Below are 18,110 nucleotides of genomic sequence, written 5' to 3'. Positions count from 1 at the left end.
GGAAGAATGAAGACTATATCTTTTTTTATTATGACAATATGTGCGCTAATCGGTGGATATTTACTCTTATACGTTGAAGGGTATGATACTGTGGTGCACGTTCTGTCAGTTGCTTTTTTATACATATCATTGGTGATTTTTACATATTATATTATAAATTTCCTTTCATTAAGTAATTTTATTACACTGCAATGGACGTTTTTTTCTATTGCCATTGTTTCCGGTGTTTTCGGCTTTACTATGGAGATGGAAGAATATAATTTCCTTAACAGTCTTTATTTTACGATAAAACTCTTTTCTTTTACTATTGAACCAATATTCGGAGCGAATGTATCCCCTCATTTCTTATATCCACACGCCATTGAATTTGCTCGTTGGTCTGCTATCTTTTTTATCATTTCAGCGGTCTTTGTCTACTTGTCCAAGACATCGACGGACTTTATTAAACTATTAATTATAAAATTTAGAGGTAACCATCATATCATTTGTGGATTGAATGACTCCTCGAAAGTTTTAGCGTTAGACCTCCGTATACGTCAGAAAAAAGAAATGGTTGTGATCATTGCAGATAAAGAAGACCGCGATGAGTCTGTAGTGGACGAGTTGAGAGAAAGAGGAGTCGTGTTCATTTTTGGGAGTAGTCTGGCAGAGGCAACCCTTAAAAAGGCATGCATTCATAACTGTAAATATTTCATTCTGATGCGCTCAGATGAATCCTATAATATTGATCTCTTCATGAAAATTAGAAAATTGATTAATAAAAGCAAGAATATTGACCGAGTAGAATGCCTGATAAATATTTCTGATAATAAGTATACCCCCGTTTTTGAAGAAATCGAATTGCAGCCATACCTCGAAACTAAAGATACATGTAACACCTCAAGTGAAGATTCCGTTGAACTTAAAAAAGTAACCTATAGAACATTTAATCTATACGAAAATAATTCTATCGTTTTCTTCAAGAATAACCCAATCTATAAATATAATAGAGAAATTTTACATAATGACAACGTTGTACCTAATCTTCTAATTATAGGTTTTGGTGACACAGGACAGAATATTCTGCTTCAAGCAATCAAGACATCACATTTTATTACAGGCGTAAAATTGAAAGTTACTGTTGTGGATGAGGACGCTGTTCTAAAAAAAGAAGAGTTTCTTGGCAGGTATCCCGCGCTTGAAGAATTAGTGGATATTACATTCAAAGCTTTTAAAGTGGAACAACAAAATAAATTGAAGAACGTGATTGATACACAGAAAAATTGTTTTACGACTGCGGTCATTTGTTTGCCTACCGATCATCTTGATATTATCAATGGTATTCAACTGAATGAAATGATGGATGATACCCCTATATACGTCTACATTAGGGAGGATAAATCACTTGCATATTGGTTAAATCAGAATGGTTCGAGATTTGAAAAATTATTCAGTTTCGGGAAACTTGAGGATATTTCTAATGAGAAAGTTATCATTAAAGAGGACCTGGATGTCATAGCCAAAAAGCTTCATGATTTCTATAAGAGAGGTGACAAGACAGTCAAATCTTGGGAAGAATTACCTAATTTCTTGCAAGAATCAAATCGTGCTCAAGCAGCCCATCTTGATATAAAGTTACATACTTTAGGACTATACAAGGTGCTAGAAGATGAGGTCACAGAGGCTGATCAACCTGTTAGAGACAATGAAGAATTTCTGGAGATTCTGGCTCCTAATTTAGAGAAGCTCGCTAAATCTGAGCATAATCGTTGGAAGGCGTTCTTACTGCTACGTGGGTGGAAAGTAGTTAGGAATGGCAAGAAAAAAGTTGCTAAAAAACGACTTCATGAGGCACTGGTAGATTGGGAAGAACTAGATAAAGTTGATGTTATCTATAAATGGAATAATAGAAACACTGTAAAAGAAATGTATAAGGTATTAAGGATATGTGGATATGTGATCTGTAAAGGTGAAGATCCTCAGTTAAAAAGCAATAAGGGAGATGAAAGGAATGATTAATCGTAATGAAGTGGTGTTAACAGGTGAAATAACCAATATGGCGAATTTCTGTAAGTATATCCCGATACCAGCCATTCATTTTGACTTATTAGTAAGAAGGAAGCCGAAGAAATTTAATGGGGAAATTAAGTATGACCTTATCCGTGTAGTCATATTAAATAATGAGAACTTTCATAAAGAATATAAGAACGGAGATCGTGTTAAGCTGACAGGGGAACTACAAAGCAGAAACTATATCATCGATAATTTTCAAGTCGAACCCGCAATTGAGCGGGCTGTTAGTAACTATATGGAACTTTTTGAGGAGTTTCCATGTAAGAACAAACCTGTAAAAGGTAAGGAGTACATAGATTTTTCTAGCATGGTAAATGTAGGATTAGTTGCAGACGTCCCAGCAGACTCCTTATTGATTGATGGGGTCCAAAAAGTCAAAGACAGAAGAAATAAGTATGCGTATCGTATTGACAAGGATCAGATTGTCTATAAGGAATCCCAACATACAACCTATGAAGTCATTGTAGATGGAAATTATGAGAGATTGATAGGCAAGTTAGATGAGAGAAAAGGGGACATCAATAAAGTTTATTTTGAAGGTTGGGTGACAAAGAAATCAAGCAGTACAAATGAAAATGTGAGTTCCGGTGCTTTTAATAAAGTAAAAACCACCTTTTCGATTAAAACTAAAAGCGAGATTTTAAAAGGAAGGGCTTTTCATAATAATGCTTTTTTGTGGGAGGATGAATCTCAGCCTAAATCTTCTACTGTTAGAGTTCATGAATATGTAGAACTCGTAGGAAGGCTACAGAGTCGCGACTATTCAAAAGAGATGAAAGTAAGAAAAATAACTAAATCTGGACTTGTAAAAAGAATGACTAAAATGAAGACCATGACGACAAGAGAGATATCCATCTCCAACATTGCGCCAAGGGGGAATTAGTTTGTTGAATTACATTCAAGGTGTGGATCAGAAAAAAGATATTCTATATAGTATAAAAAAACATCGACAGATTCGTGTATTTGTTTCCTCCACGTTTAAAGATATGCAGAGAGAACGAGAAGAACTAATCAAGTATATTTTCCCTAAACTTCGGAAGTTATGTGAAGAACGTGGTGTAAGGTGGAGTGAAGTGGATTTACGCTGGGGTGTTACATCTGAACAAAACGCGGATGGGAAAGTTTTACCAATATGTATGACGGAAATTGAAAATTGCTTTCCATTCTTCATTGGGATATTGGGTGATCGTTACGGCTGGGTTCCGAATGTGGACGAACAGATGGTAAAGAGAGAGCCTTGGCTTTTAGACTACCAGGGCAGGTCCGTTACTGAACTTGAAATTCTTAAAGGAGCATTAATGAAAGGGAAAGAGGATGTAAACGCGTTCTTTTATTTCCGAGATTCTAACTCTTATGTATATCATGATGAGGACCCGCAAGAGGAAACCGATAAGCAAAAACTGAGAGAATTAAAGGGTCGCATCAAGAAAAGTGGATTTCCCCTCTATGAAAACTATCATGACTACAAACAGCTTGGAGAATTAGTATTCCAAGATTTCAAGAGAGCGATCGACCTATATTTTCCACTAAATGAACTAGAAGACGAAGTGGAGAAGAACAAATACGACCAAGAGATTTTCGCAATGAATCGGGCTAAATACTTCGTGGGAAGAGAAGATTACCTTAAAGAATTGGACGCTTATATACAAAATGGTGGAGCGCCAATGGTTTTAAGTGGCCAGTCGGGCTCTGGAAAATCGGCCATCTTGTCCCACTGGGCAACAGAATATAAAAAGCAGGAAGTACAGAAAATGCCACTTGTCATGCATTTTGTCGGTTCAGGGCGAGAGATGGTGGACACGGTAACGTTAATGAAAAAAATAATTCTGGAACTTTCCAGGACCTTTGATATTAAGGTGCCACTTTCTAACAATCTGAATGAGCTGATTGAATCATTTACAACAAGCTTGGAACTAGCTGCTAAAAAAAACGATGTTATATTACTTATAGACGCCTTGGACCAGCTTGGGGAGTTGTCGGAAGTTAACAGCTTATTTTGGTTTCCAAATCGCATTCCATTCAACATGAGGTTGATTCTTTCCACAACTAATAATTAACATATTAAGGAGTTCAAGGATAGGGAATGGAACATCGTCCATGTGGATCTTTTAAAAGATGAAGAAAAAGAGAAAGTCATCGTCAATTATTTATCCGCATATGGAAAAACGCTAGAAAGTGAAGGGGTCTCGCTCATATCAGAGCATCCTCAGAGCAATAACCCCATATTCCTAAGGACGTTATTAGATGAGATTCGAGTTTATGGAGAATTGGATCCTTTAGGGGAACTGCGTTCTTATTTAGGTGCCGAGACGGTAATCGATCTGTTCATCAAGAAGCTTAATCGTTTGGAACGCGATTATAATACTGCTGAGCAGGAGAACTTGGTGGAAGACCTTCTGACAATACTTTGGTGCTCCCGTTCAGGGTTTTCTGAATCAGTCATTCAGGATATCTTAGGGAAAGGAGAGGAAAAGCTCTATAGTCATGTCTGGTCTCCTCTTTTCCTTGCGATTGAATCAAATATTGTCAACAATGGCTCTCATATCTACTTGTTCCACCAGTATTTGCGGGATGCTGTTGAAAAAAAGTATTTTATGGAAAAAGGAAAAAAAGAGAAAGTGCATCAGCGCATAGTAGATCATTTCTCCAAGGCGGATATGGACAGTCACTTTACTGAAATCCCTTGGCAGTTAATGAAAGCTAAAAATTGGGAGAGACTCTATAGCCTTCTTCAAAACCTTAATCTTCTAAACAAGTTATGGGAATATGACCGCTTTGAAGCGCAGAATTATTGGGAGCAAATTGAGGAAAATACAAAGCCGTGGAAAAAAACAAAAACAAAAGACTTAACTATGTTAAAAGGTTATCAATCTATTATATCTACCCCTGAAGCGTATAAGATAAAAGATGTGGAGTTAATCGCCACTTTATTAGAAGGGAAACATCCAGATGAGGCACTGAAGCTTCAAATGTATATGAAAAAGCACTTCGAACAAAAAGAAGAATTTGAGTGGCTGCATAAGTGCATTATTCGCATGGCTATTCATCTGAAAAATAAAGGAGAAATGGACGAAGCTCTGTCTTTATTGAAGGAGCAAGAACTTCGAACTACTGATCTGGCAATGCTTCAGGAGATTATTGGGATACAGGCCGAAGTGCTCAGCTATTGGGGTAGGTATGAGGATTCTATGATCCTGTTGAAACAGCAGGAGTCTATTTGCCTTGACAACATTGGCTTAGAAGGTGGGCTTCATCAGTCCTACGGAAATCAGGCTATTATTCTTCAACGAAAGCATCGCATTGACGAAGCAATGGACCTATTAAGAGAAAAAGAGCGCATCTGCACAGAAATAGGAGATAAAGTTGGTCTTCAGGATTGTCTTGGCATAAAAGGACGCATCTATAAATCGCAAGGATCGCTAGTTAATGCATTAGAAATGTTCAACCTGCAAGAAGAAATCTGTAGAAATATCGGAAAGCTGAATAGTCTACAGTCGTGCTTAAACTACCAAGCAGCATGTCTTTATGAATACAATACCAACAACATCGATATTGTGATTGCCAAGCTTAAGGAACAGGAAGTTATTTGTACAAGTTTGAATCACAGGGATGGATTACAGATGAATTACGCCCTTCATGCCAGAATCTTACTGTCAGGAAGAAAATTTGATAGTGCGCTGAACAAATTGAAAAGTCAGGAATCCATTTGTCGCGATCTTAACAATAATCTTGCCTTGCAAGAATGCTTAGGTAGACAAGTATCCATCTATAAAAATAAATACAAAATTGAAAAAGCGAAAGAGTTGCTATTAGAACAAGAAAAAATCTGCAGAAGGCACGAGTACAAATTGGGGCTTCAGATTGCACTTGGAAACAAATCCGATTTACTCCAAAGAGAAGGCAAGGTTCTAGAGGCTTTGGAATGCGCTAAAGAGCAGGCAGAAATCTGCAAAGAAATACAAAATGAAACAGGACTGTACTACAGCTATCGCTTTCAATCCTATATGCTACTGCGTTTCGGGAAAGTAGAGGAATCTCTTGCCTTAAATAAGTTGATGGAAGAAATATCAGTTAAAAACAATATGAAGGAAGAATACAACCAGGTCATTTATGAACGTGCTTCCATATATGCGGGCAAGCGGGACTACGAAAAAGCTTTGGCTTTATACAGAAAAAGCAAAGAGATTTCTGAAAGTCTTGAAAACGCTCGGAATTACGAGCATGCAACACTTTCGGAAAATAAAATCCTGGGTTGGATTGATATGACTGAGCCTTTTCAAGATGATGAAGACACGATGGACTACTATACTATATCTCCAACCGAAAAATTGCTCTTATATATCATACAAACAAAGAAGGATACTGTTTTTAAAGGGATTATAGAAGCGCTTGAACTGGTTGGTATGAACCTTTCTCAAGCCAAGGTCAACAAGTTCTTGTATATCCTCAAAAAGAAAGCCTTAACGTTTACGGTAAAAACAAGGGTTTTAAACAAAAATAAGGTGATATACAGGCTAACAGACCTTGGTGAACAAAGAATGAGTACCGTTTCTTTGGAAGAACTTGAACAAACATTGCAAATTAGTCTTAAAGAAAGAGATATAATCCTCCCGAATGCAATAAAGACAGAAGAGGAGCAATCAGACAATAGCCAATTCCTTTTATCCGTACGTGATTTAATTGCAAAAGACATACAAGAGGTAGAGATGGATAATCAGTATTTCTTTGTAAAACAGTATATGAATGCTGACGGTGCTAAATTCGGGAAAGAAGTAAGGCATGTTCTGGTAATAAATAGTGGAACAGTAAGCGAGTTGCAATCTACCCTTGAGCTACTAAGCAACCAAGGGGTTAATACTTTCTATTTAATTGCCGAATCCGATCGATTACTCCACGACAAAACTATGGTGAATTTTTACACTTGGTTGAAGCAAAAATACAATGGAAACATCAGGGCAGCATCAGGTGATGTACATGTACATATAACGACAATAGACAAATATGAGGAAAATGGTTGGAAGAAAGTTTATTTCGGCAATTAAGCAGTTAAGATCAGGGGGGCAAGTCCTCCTGATCTTTTAACGTTAAAGAGCTTTTAAATTGTTAACCAGGACTCTCCGTCATAATATAGCGGAGGAGAGTCCAGCTCCAAGTATATTAGTAACAGATTGTTGTAACCATACTCCCCAATAGGTTGCAGCAATATCTTACTAATTCATGATGTAAACTTATCATTATCTTTTATTGCGTGAACGCTTAACTTTAGGGTTAAGTGAAAAGTTAAACTGTTTACTTGAGCAAAATCGGGTCAGGATTACAGAAGCTTTTTTTACTTGTTCATAAATGGTTGATGCAGATACATCCAGTACCAACTCTTCTAGGTTGTTGAACACCACGATACATTTTGTTGGAGAAACAGCTTCCACATGTTTTAAATGTTGCAGGAACAACCAACAGCAGGCATCCTGATCTGGTGAGTGCGTTGGAATAGCTATTATCCCTTCAGCTTCATCAATAAGGATAGGAGTTTTTTGAATATAATTGGTGAAGTATATGGTAGCAACCCTTCGCCCCTCATACGTACAACAATCATTCAAACAGCCTCTGTGTAGGATTTCTCTCGCTGTTTCATCTGTTAAAAAATCTCCCTCAATATCTATTATCTTTGTCTGATACTGAGGATGCCTATTCGACAGCAATGCCATCGTCGTAAGGCTAATTTGGTACTGTTGAATCACATTCATTTGTTTACCCATAGCTCCCTAGATCCCTCCCATACGCCTAAAATTTGTAATAAGCGCTACAAGTTTTATTATATAGGTTTATGGGTAATATTTCCTAGTGTTTTTTAAAAAAATTGTGATAATTTGTAATAAATTGTTTAGATTTGGTATAAAGTTAGAGGTGTTAAAAGATAAAAGGCACTGCAGAAGGTGCTGCAATGCCTTTGGACAATTTAAAATTTATTTTAAGCTTCGTATCCGTTTGGATTATTCTTTTGCCATCTCCAAGAATCAAGGCACATTTGCCCCAAGTCTTTTTCTGCTACCCAGCCTAAATCCTCTTTTGCTTTAGTAGGATCTGCAAAGCACTCCCCAATATCACCAGGTCGTCTTGCAACTACTTTGTAAGGAACTTCTTTCTCAGACGCTTTCTCAAAAGCTTGTACCATTTGCAGAACACTGTAGCCGGTTCCTGTACCAAGATTATATGCTTCTACACCTCTAGTTTCCAAGATGTTTTCCAATGCCTTCAAATGCCCTCTTGCAAGGTCCACTACATGGATATAATCACGCACGCCTGTACCGTCAATTGTATCGTAATCATCACCAAACACTTGCAATTGTGGAAGTTTTCCTACAGCAACTTGAGTTATAAATGGCATCAAGTTGTTTGGAATACCATTTGGGTCTTCACCAATACGCCCACTTTCATGAGCACCAATTGGATTGAAGTAACGTAAAAGGGAGATGCTCCACTCCTGATCAGAGACAAACAAGTCCCGCAAAATTTGTTCAATCATCAATTTCGTTTGCCCATATGGATTGGTAGCACTTAATGGAAAGCTTTCTGAAATTGGTACACTTTCTGGTAAGCCATAAACAGTGGCAGATGAACTGAAAACAATATTTTTGACACCAAATTGGTGCATAACTTCAAGTAATAAAAGAGTACCTGAAATGTTGTTATGATAATAAAATAATGGTTTTTCTACCGATTCACCTACAGCTTTTAAACCAGCGAAGTGAATAACAGCCTCTATGTTGTGCTCTTGAAAAACACGCGCTACCCTATCTTTATCTAAAAGATTTATTTCATAAAAAGTAAAATCTTTACCTGTAATCTCCTTTACTCTACGTAGAGACTCCATATTGCTATTCATAAAGTTATCTATTACTACAATTTCATGCCCTGCATCTAATAATTCTACACAAGTGTGGCTTCCGATATATCCAGCCCCACCGGTAACTAAAATTGCCATCTGAAGATCCCCCATTAAGAAACAGATTTTTTTTCAATTTTAACATATCTTTAAGGTAGTTTCATTTTTTGGGTTAATTTATTGAAAATGATTACTTAAACAATTTTTCTGCAAAAATGAAAAGTCTGTACTATTACTATCCTATTACAAACAATTATTACCTTTAGCTTTCGACAGAATTCGTGTTAACCTATAGTAGATTGTCATAAAAAGGAGGGGGCATATGAAGAAGCATATAAACGAATTATATTGGATTCGTGCCCTTGCTTGCTTGAGTGTTGTATTCATACATGCTGTTACTAGAACTTATGTAAACAATGACTTACCGAAGTCTACAATAGATATAATGAAGATTGTCCAAATTACATTGTTGTTTGCTACACCAATGTTTATTTTGATATTTGAAGTTATACTTGGTCATACGTATTGGGACCGATTACCTAAAAAGTTTTTTCAAAAAAGGTTCCTATATTTATTTTTCCCATATTTAACGATCCCTTTTATCTATGCACTTTATGAAATTGCTACTACAAGTTCAAGTGCAATGACAGTATTGGATAGTACCTTAACCAATATCCAATATGCGTATTGGCATGGTTATTTTATTATTATCATTTTGCAATTTGTGATTATCCATGCGCTTTTTGTAAAAGTATTCAAAAATGTGCCTGCGTGGATTATGCTTACAGTAACGTTTTTTATTAATGCAAGATATCTGCATACCGCCAACTTCAACTTTGATATGATGCCACCAATTATGCATGAATGGTATTCGTTGGTACGTGTACCATTTCTAGGTTGGATATTTTACTTTACGGTTGCGTATTATGTAGGTAGATATTTAAAACAAGTGAGAGATCATAGAAAATGGGGCTTTCCTGTTGCGATTATCGCATCTTTAGCCAGTCTTGTATATTTACTGGATAACTATACGACTGGCAAATTAGATCAGCTCACATCTGTTAGATTTGACATCATGTTCTACACAGTCGCACTATTTTTCTTGTTTTATTATCTTTTCTCTTTTGCAAAAAAAGTACCGAAAATTGTTATGCTTATCAGCAAATATTCTTTTCCAATCTACCTGTTGCACTATCTAGGTTTTGACTTGATTCATTCCGTCTTGCCGAAGATTAACATGGGACTGTATATTATCATCTTGTTCATTGCAGGAATAGTTATACCGGTATTAATCGCTCGAATATTTAATCTGACTCCTTTTGGCAAATTTATTGTGGGGCAGATTAGAAAAACACCAAAACCTAAAGAAAAATTATCAGGTGGACAAGTACCCGCCTAGTATACAATAGAAGCGGAAAATGTAGAGAGGGTATCTACATTTTTTGCTTCTTTTTTCTGTATCGTTCCTTAGTGTAGTAGGGTGGTGGGATGTGCTATACTAGCTTAATGACTAGTAAAATATTAACAGTTTTGAGGGAGTAGTAGGATGCAATTTCAGAAAAAAATAGTGGCTGTCATATCTTGGGGGCTTGTTGCGGGTTGGATGGCTTTGATATTCTTTCTTTCCGCTCAACAAGGAGAGCAATCAGCAGACTTGAGCGGGGGAATAACAGAGTTAGTTAATCAGATTGTAGAACAAGTAGCACCAGAGGCAGAATTTAAGATGGACGAGATCAGTTTCTTCGTCAGAAAAAATGCGCACTTTTTTGCTTATATGCTGCTCGCGATTCTTACATTGAATGCAGTGAGAAGAAAGTGGTTGGCGTGGCTGGTTGAGCATGGGATTAGCATTTGTTATTTCTGTCCTTTACGCCATCTCTGATGAGGTTCATCAACTTTTCGTTTCCAGGCAGAAGCGGCCAGGTAAGTGATGTGCTGCTGGATAGCATCGGTGCTTTGGGTAGGGATTGTCCTGTATGCTGGGATAAGCCATAGGTCAGGCAAGAAACCAAAACTAAAAAACGAAAAACAAAGCAAACTAAAGCGGAAAACCAAAAGCCGAAACAGCAAGGGAAAACCCTAACTCTTTTCGGCTTTTTTGGTGTTTTCTTTAGGGGGTTTAACGCACAGCGGGTCAGACCCCTCTTCACCTCTTTACATCTCTACCTCAATAAAGCTTCCCCTGTCTGTAAAGGACGGTGGAGAGTTTCATGACGGAGTGGATGTAGCAGTTTTGTCTGAGTGGGTGAGGGGTCGCCGAAGAAGGCTGGCAGTATGGTGTTCATGGTGTTTTTCATTTTTTCGAGTAGGAGGTTGAAGACTTGTTCTTCGGTGTAGAATTGGGTTTCCCGACCTTGCATCCACTCAAAATATGACACGATGACCCCGCCTGCATTAGCCAGGATATCTGGTATAATAATGACTCCTTTATCACTTAAATATTCATCAGCTTCGCTTGTTACTGGCGCATTGGCGCCTTCGACAATGATCCGCGCTTTTATCTTTTCTTTATTTGTCATCATGTATTTGGTCTTCAAGTGCAGCTAAAATCAAGACGTCCACATCAAAATATAAGATGTCCCCGCGGTCGCGAATGGTTGCCTTAATCTGAGCATCCTCTAATTGACTCTCGGTTGTAGGAAGATCTCCACCGTTGAGTGCGACGAATTTCACTAATGAAGGAATATCAAGACCGTCTGAGTTGTACAAAGTGACATTCCGATCGCTCACAGCTACCACTTTATTTTGTAAATGCTGACATTGATAAGCTTCGAGTGCTGCTACAGATCCAACGTTCCCGAACCCTTGAACCGCAATGGTCAACGGGCTTCCGTCATACTCTAATGCCGTTTTTGCAAAAACATTCTCGTTGTTGGTAAGGAATTTACGTTGTTCTTTTAGGAAATCATGCAGTAGGTAACGGAAGGAAAAGTAAACGCCTTTCCCTGTTGCTTCGCGGCGGCCAAGGGACCCGCCGTTTATTACACTTTTACCTGTAAAACTACCTTTATACGGTTGACCCGGGCGAATGCTTTTGTACTCTGCCATCATCCAGTCCATCTCTCGTTCACCCGAACCCATGTCCGGAGCTGGAATGTCCTTATCCGGCCCGAGAATATCGCTAAAATACTGAACATACTTTTTGCAAATCAGATGGAGTTCCTTCACCGAAAAAGAACGGGGATCTAGCACGATACCACCCTTACCGCCACCATAAGGCACGTCATGTAAGGCGTTTTTCAATGTCATCAAGGAGGCAAGGTTAATTACTTCCTCCTCGTTGACGGTTTCATGGAAGCGTATCCCGCCTTTATAAGGCCCTAAAGCATTGTTGTGCTGTACCCGGAACGCGGGAATTCTGACAACGCTTCCATTTTCGAGCGCAATTCGCAGAAATGATTTATGTAGATGGTTCGGTGTAGAAAGAATCGCACCAAGGGAGGTAAAAGCCTGCTTCCTGGAAACCCCATCAAGCTCCGGCAAAAAAGCAGCATCCTCCAGCAACGCATCCAAAGACTCCTGTACAATCTTCCTCGTCTGACTAGCCATAACTACCACTCCTATTTATCAGTATATTTGAAAAGTATAACATACAACAAAAAGAAGAACCCCCGAGAAGGCTTCACTCGGGGGAACAAGAAAGGAGCGGGGAGCTCTTTATTGCGTTAGCGCTTTACTAGACGGCGGGTCAGACCCCTCTTTATCTCTTCACCACGACACTCTATTAAAACCCGCTTATACTGTAGCCGTTGCGGCCGGCGTTTTTGACGGTGTAGAGGGCTTGGTCGGCTTGGCGGAAGAGTTGTTTGACGGTTGTTCCGTTGGCAGGGTAGGTGGAGATGCCGATGGAGGAGGTGGCATGAATCTCGTGACCATGGATGTTGTATGGGCTCCCCAAAGTTGTGAGGATTCGAGAGGCAACTTTATCCACCTGTGTCATGTCTTCTATTTCATGAAGTAAGATGACAAATTCATCTCCGCCTAAGCGTGCAACGATATCGCCTTCTCGAACAGACATCACCAATCTTTTCGAGAACGCAATGAGCAGCTCGTCCCCTATTTCGTGTCCGAAAGTGTCGTTCACTTCCTTTAAATGATCACAATCTAAGAAGAACAACGCAAGCATGCTTTCATTTTTTTGAACGTTTACCAACGATTCTTCTAGCTTTACTTCTAGTAGCCTTCTGTTTGGGAGCTCTGTCAGGCTATCATGATAGGCTTGAAAGGTAAGCTGTTCCTGTAGTTTTTCCCTTTCTTTTTCAATGATTCGTTTTTCCGTAATGTCTTGTGCAATAATATATGTCCCTTTTACGACTCCTTTGACAATTATAGGTACATTTGTTACGGACAAGCACAAGTCACGGCCCTTAGAATCTGGGATCAATAACTCATAATTTGCGATCTCACCGCGTTTTGTCTTATTAAGGTCTAAATTTGGAACAATCTCTTTTGCATACTCCAAGATATTAAATCCGATGAGGACTTCGCTAGGAAAGCCAGTAATTGTCATACATGCCTCATTTATATTTTCAATAATCCCATCTTCATTTACCATACAAACGGCATTTTTGTGATAGGAGAATAATGATTTATAAGCATCATGGCTTTCTTCCAACTTTTCCTCGAGTTCTTTTAAATGCTGGATATTGCGATAAATCATGGAAATGGCAACCACTTGGTTTTCTTCATTCAAGATGGGAGAATAGCTGACGGAAGTATGAATGGCATTCCCTTCTTTTGCAAGCCGGACAGTTTCTTGGGAAGGAACGGATTGACCTTTCAATAGAAGGGCTAACGTATCCAATGTTTGCGTTTTCAATTCTTTTGGGGTAATGGAGAATGATTCCCACGGTTGTCCAATTAGTTCGGAAGCATTCCAGCCGAATTGTTGGACAAAGGCTTCATTTACTTTCAAGACTATGCCATCTGTGTCAATCACAAGCATGGAATCCACAGTATTTGCCACTAATGATTCTAGGAAAATGTAATCCTCCGCTTTCTTTTTCAACGCATTTATATTTTTGGTAATCGCAAGCACATATGTCCTTCCATCCTCTTCTATATATGTAAGATTTGTTTCTGAGGCGGGAAGTTCGCTTACAAATAAGTTTAAGTCTGAATAGGTAACAGGGCGTTTTGACTCTATGCACTTTAAATAATGTTTGTCGAGTGTGGTATAGACAGAAGCGGGAAGAACATCGACCAATCTTCTGCCTACCATATCTATTCCAAGCTTCTGTTGGGCAGATGGATTTACGCTTTTGTACCATAATTGGTTATTTTTCCACTCTACTAAAAAGACCATATCGTCCATTTGGTCAAAAAATAATGAAAATTGTTTTTTTATACTCATGATATTCCTACTATTCTTAAAGGATTTAATTTACATATGACATATAAAATTACAAGAATTTAAATTTTATGAAAATAAAAAACATATCCTTATTAATTGTAATATAAATGAAATATTTTACTAGAGGTATAAAATAAAAACTTGATATTTTTGTATTTAATTTCTTATTAAGGGAAAAGTCCATAGGTCTTATATTTCAAAAGTGCATACATAAACTCTCGTGGATGTGTCAATCCAGTACCCCTATGTTGTCAATTGAGTGATCCTGAAATAGAATGAGAGCGTTTTATAATGTAGGAAAGCGTTTACAAAATAGGCGGTGAGTTGTAACGATGGAGACTAAAACGGAATCTAAGGTGGATCCTGTTGTGCCGAACACTTCAGGGAGAACGAAGTTGCATGATGTGAAAGGCGATCCGAGAAGGAAAGCTAAACTCAAGAGTATTTTAACGTACACGGCGTTTGTTGGCCCTGCACTTATCTTTTTCTTTGTTATCCAAATCATCCCGTTCCTCATGGGAATCTATTATTCTTTTACTTCCTGGAATGGTGTCAGTTCCGCCATTGAATGGGTCGGGCTAGAAAACTACAAGCGGATTTTCACGAATGACGAAGTATTCTTCAACTCTTTCATGTTCACGACGAAATTTATGTTTGCGGCAGTTATCATCAGTAATTTGATAGGCTTCGGCCTTGCTCTGTTACTAAATGCAGCATTAAAAACGAAAAACATACTTAGGACGGTCTTCTTCATCCCGAACGTTATCGGGGGACTGTTGCTCGGTTTCATCTGGCAGTTTATCTTCGTCAGAGGATTTGCTTCAGTTGGAGAACTTACGGGTCTATCCTTCTTCAAGCTACCATGGCTTGGAGATGAAACCACCGCATTTTGGGGAATCGTCATCGTGTTCGCTTGGCAGATCAGCGGATACATGATGATCATCTATATTGCAGCCTTACAAGGGGTTGACAATTCTTTATTAGAAGCGGCAAGGATTGATGGGGCGAACAACTTCACCCTCATCACCAAAATCATTATTCCATTAATTTTACCGGCCTTCACGATTTGTTTCTTCCTGACAATCGCGATGGCATTCAAAATATTCGACCTGAACCTGAGCTTAACGGGCGGTGGGCCATTCAACTCCACACAATCAGTGGCCATCAATATTTATCAAGAAGCGTTCCAGAATAACCGATACGGCCTTGGAACGGCAAAAGCAATCATCTTCTTTGTAGTCGTCGCGATCTTCACGACATTCCAAGTAATGGCAACAAAGAAAAGGGAGGTTGAAGCATAATGGATCAAAAGTATACAAAAAGAACCTTTGTGCTTGAAATTATCGGCATCTTAATAGCGATTATCTTCCTCATTCCCTTTTACTTTGTCATCATAAATTCAGTGAAAAGTTTTAGTGAGATACTGATTGACGCGGCAGCATTGCCGACAGAAATTCTTTTTAGCAACTATGCAAAAGTGTGGGAAATTATTCAATTCCCGCGGGCCTTCTGGAACTCCCTGATCATCACGGTTCTTAGCAACATCGGAATTGTAGTCATCAGTTCGATGGCTGCGTGGAAAATGGTCCGCACTCCCGGAAAGTTTAGTAAAATATTATTTGTCATCATTGTTTCTGCGATGGTCATTCCGTTCCAAACGGTTATGATCCCATTGATGAAACTAGGTGGCGCACTCAATCTTATTAATAGCATCCCGGGTATCGTCATCATGTATTTCGGTTTCGGCGTACCGCTTTCACTTTTCCTTTACCACGGATTTGTGAAAACTGTACCGGTTGAAATTGAGGAAGCAGCGCGAATCGATGGTTGCAGTCAGTTTGGGGTATTTTGGAGGATTGTATTCCCGCTACTCAAGCCAATTACAGTTACAGTGGTTATCCTGAACACACTATGGATTTGGAACGATTATCTTCTTCCGCTACTTGTTCTGCAGACAGCAGAGCTTAGAACGATTCCGCTTGCAACAAGCTCGTTCTTTGCGCAGTACACAAAGCAGTGGGATATGGGGCTTGCAGCGTTAATGCTGGGTATCGCGCCAATCATCATTTTCTTCTTATTTTTACAAAGGCACATCATCAAGGGGATTGCCGCAGGTTCTGTTAAGTAAACTTAGCATGGGCCGCATCCTTTATGTGGCCTTTGCCAAGTTACTATAAAATTTTTCATTTAAAACAAGGGGGGCAATTCAATGAAACGCTTAGTACTTCTTTTATTATCATTGTCGTTGGTTGTAGGTATTTTTGCAGGCTGCTCTAGCGATAATTCATCAGGCAACAGTAACAACAACTCCGGGGATGGAGACCAAGTTACACTTAATCTTTTCCAATTTAAAGTAGAAATCGCTGACCAGTTAGCGGAAATGATTAAAGAATTCGAAGCTGAACATCCTAACATCAAAGTGAAACTAGAAACAGTTGGTGGTGGAGCAGATTACGGTGCAGCACTAAAAGCAAAATTCGCATCTGGTGAACAACCAGACATCTTTAACAACGGTGGTTTCAAAGAGCTTGAGCTTTGGAAAGAGCATTTAGCTGATCTTTCTGAAGAGCCTTGGGCAGAGCACGTTCTTCCAATCGGGAAAGTACCAATGACAGATCCTGCAGACGGCAAGCTTTACGGTATGCCTGTAAACCTTGAAGGATATGGATTCATCTATAACAAAGACCTTTTCGAGGAAGCTGGGATCACAGAACCTCCTACTAATATTACAGAATTGAAAGCTGCTGCTGAAAAATTAGAAGCGGCAGGCATCACACCTTTCTCTGCTGGATATGCAGAGTGGTGGGTAATCGGGCAGCATTTACTTAACATTCCATTTGCTCAACAAGAAGACCCTGAAGCGTTCATCGCTGGTTTATATGACGGAACAGAGAAAATCGTAGGCAACAAACATTTCGAAGACTTCAAAGAAGTTCTTGATGCAGAAATCAACTTTGGTAACGAAAATCCACTAACAACAGACTACAACACACAAGTTACGCAATTTGCGAGCGGCAAAACGGCCATGCTTCAACAAGGTAACTGGACGGAAAACATGATCTATGAAATAGATCCAGACATGAACATGGGCTTCCTTCCGATCCCGATCAATGATGATGCAAGTGCAGACAGCCTACCTGTTGGGGTTCCTAACAACTGGGCTATCAACAAAAACTCTGAAAATATCGAAGAGGCTAAAACATTCTTAAACTGGATGGTGTCCTCTGAAACTGGTCAACGCTACATCACAGAAGAGTTCGCGTTCATCCCGGCATTCGATAACATCGAGCCAGCTGGACTTGGTGACCTTGGTCAATCTATCCTTGAGTACTCTACAGCGGAAAAAACGGTTCCTTGGACTTGGTTCATGTGGCCGGACGGAGCAAACAAAGAGTTTGCAGCAACCATCCAAGAATACGCTGCTGGAAGAATCGACTACGACACAGTTCTTGAGCGCTTCCAAACTACATGGGATAACCTAAAATAATCACTATTTTCGAAAAGCATGTCTCATCGCAGGCATGCTTTTCTGGTATAATTAGAAGAAAGATTTGTATGAGAAAGTAGTTTAGTAGATACTCTGAACTGTTGATTTCCTTTCCAGGCACTTCGCTTTTCTGCGGGCGGTCAGGGAGCCTCCTCGGCAAGCCTGTGGGGTATCCCCTGTCCCTTCCTCCCGCGGAAGTCTGCGCGCCTTCCACTCCAATCAAAGTGGTTGATGAATTAATATGGAAATTAATACCTTTAATTACCATAGACTTTCCCTTGTAGACTGAAGTGCAAGGTGTGAGACTCCAGCGGGGGAATAACGGTAGGTTGAGA

The 18,110-nt window shown here is 39.1% G+C and carries 12 protein-coding genes and 2 pseudogenes; 9 read left to right on the top strand and 5 right to left on the bottom strand.

Annotated features, from left to right (window positions below):
• The first annotated feature begins 6 nt into the window (after positions 1 to 6).
• From M313_RS0121355 to M313_RS0121340, 4 genes are read left to right on the top strand one after another with little or no spacing between them, the layout of a single operon-like run.
• Positions 7 to 1,998 (top strand): NAD-binding protein, encoded by a 1,992-nt coding sequence (locus tag M313_RS0121355; protein WP_029326638.1) that lies wholly within the window; start codon positions 7 to 9, stop codon positions 1,996 to 1,998.
• Complete coding sequence (locus M313_RS0121350) at positions 1,991 to 2,935, top strand: single stranded DNA-binding domain-containing protein (protein ID WP_010200040.1); 945 nt, start codon at positions 1,991 to 1,993, stop codon at positions 2,933 to 2,935. The genes M313_RS0121355 and M313_RS0121350 overlap by 8 nt, the downstream gene beginning before the upstream one ends.
• A 1-nt stretch (position 2,936) precedes the next feature.
• Entirely contained in the window at positions 2,937 to 4,109 is a 1,173-nt protein-coding gene (locus M313_RS0121345) for a DUF4062 domain-containing protein (protein ID WP_029326637.1), read from the top strand.
• A 42-nt stretch (positions 4,110 to 4,151) separates the two neighbouring features.
• Positions 4,152 to 7,094: a hypothetical protein gene (locus M313_RS0121340; protein ID WP_010200038.1), complete on the top strand. Its 2,943-nt coding sequence runs from the start codon at positions 4,152 to 4,154 to the stop codon at positions 7,092 to 7,094.
• A gap of 192 nt (positions 7,095 to 7,286) precedes the next feature.
• Here the strand turns inward: M313_RS0121340 and M313_RS0121335 are convergent, their stop codons facing one another.
• The gene (locus tag M313_RS0121335; protein ID WP_010200036.1) at positions 7,287 to 7,808 is read right to left on the bottom strand and encodes a competence protein ComK; all 522 of its coding nucleotides are present in this window, start codon (positions 7,806 to 7,808) and stop codon (positions 7,287 to 7,289) included.
• A 212-nt stretch (positions 7,809 to 8,020) separates the two neighbouring features.
• Positions 8,021 to 9,034, bottom strand: coding sequence for a UDP-glucose 4-epimerase GalE (gene galE, locus M313_RS0121330; RefSeq protein ID WP_010200034.1), 1,014 nt, complete (start codon positions 9,032 to 9,034; stop codon positions 8,021 to 8,023).
• A 223-nt stretch (positions 9,035 to 9,257) separates the two neighbouring features.
• On the opposite strand from galE, the gene M313_RS0121325 reads away from it, so the two are divergent.
• Together M313_RS0121325 and M313_RS26200 are read left to right on the top strand one after the other, a co-directional pair.
• Positions 9,258 to 10,334, top strand: a complete 1,077-nt coding sequence (locus M313_RS0121325) for an acyltransferase family protein (RefSeq protein ID WP_010200031.1) — start codon at positions 9,258 to 9,260, stop codon at positions 10,332 to 10,334.
• Positions 10,335 to 10,481: 147 nt separating this feature from the next.
• A pseudogene (locus tag M313_RS26200) lies at positions 10,482 to 10,866 on the top strand (VanZ family protein).
• Between the two features lie 236 nt (positions 10,867 to 11,102).
• On the opposite strand, the pseudogene M313_RS24300 reads toward M313_RS26200, so the two are convergent.
• A pseudogene (locus M313_RS24300) lies at positions 11,103 to 12,484 on the bottom strand (Glu/Leu/Phe/Val family dehydrogenase).
• Between the two features lie 175 nt (positions 12,485 to 12,659).
• Positions 12,660 to 14,288: a sensor domain-containing protein gene (locus M313_RS0121310; RefSeq protein ID WP_010200029.1), complete on the bottom strand. Its 1,629-nt coding sequence runs from the start codon at positions 14,286 to 14,288 to the stop codon at positions 12,660 to 12,662.
• A gap of 332 nt (positions 14,289 to 14,620) precedes the next feature.
• Here M313_RS0121310 and M313_RS0121305 point away from each other — a divergent pair, with 332 nt between their 5' ends.
• The 3 genes from M313_RS0121305 to M313_RS0121295 all read left to right on the top strand — a co-directional run bounded on the left by M313_RS0121305 (position 14,621) and on the right by M313_RS0121295 (position 17,775).
• Positions 14,621 to 15,589: a carbohydrate ABC transporter permease gene (locus M313_RS0121305; protein ID WP_010200028.1), complete on the top strand. Its 969-nt coding sequence runs from the start codon at positions 14,621 to 14,623 to the stop codon at positions 15,587 to 15,589.
• Positions 15,589 to 16,416 (top strand): carbohydrate ABC transporter permease, encoded by an 828-nt coding sequence (locus M313_RS0121300; protein WP_010200027.1) that lies wholly within the window; start codon positions 15,589 to 15,591, stop codon positions 16,414 to 16,416. Before M313_RS0121305 ends, M313_RS0121300 begins: the two co-directional genes overlap by 1 nt.
• Before the next feature lie 81 nt (positions 16,417 to 16,497).
• A complete protein-coding gene (locus tag M313_RS0121295; RefSeq protein WP_010200024.1) occupies positions 16,498 to 17,775 on the top strand; it encodes an ABC transporter substrate-binding protein in 1,278 nt (425 codons plus the stop codon).
• On the opposite strand, the gene M313_RS26530 is transcribed toward M313_RS0121295, so the two are convergent.
• On the bottom strand, positions 17,753 to 18,110 hold a 358-nt coding region (locus tag M313_RS26530; RefSeq protein WP_010200021.1), incomplete at its 5' end, for a hypothetical protein. The two genes, M313_RS0121295 and M313_RS26530, sit on opposite strands and share 23 nt — an antisense overlap.

This window comes from Bacillus sp. m3-13 (assembly GCF_000175075.1).
Taxonomy (GTDB): Bacteria; Bacillota; Bacilli; order Bacillales; family Bacillaceae_I; genus Sutcliffiella_A; species Sutcliffiella_A horikoshii_C.
This window is presented reverse-complemented; position numbering and strand designations above follow the sequence as displayed.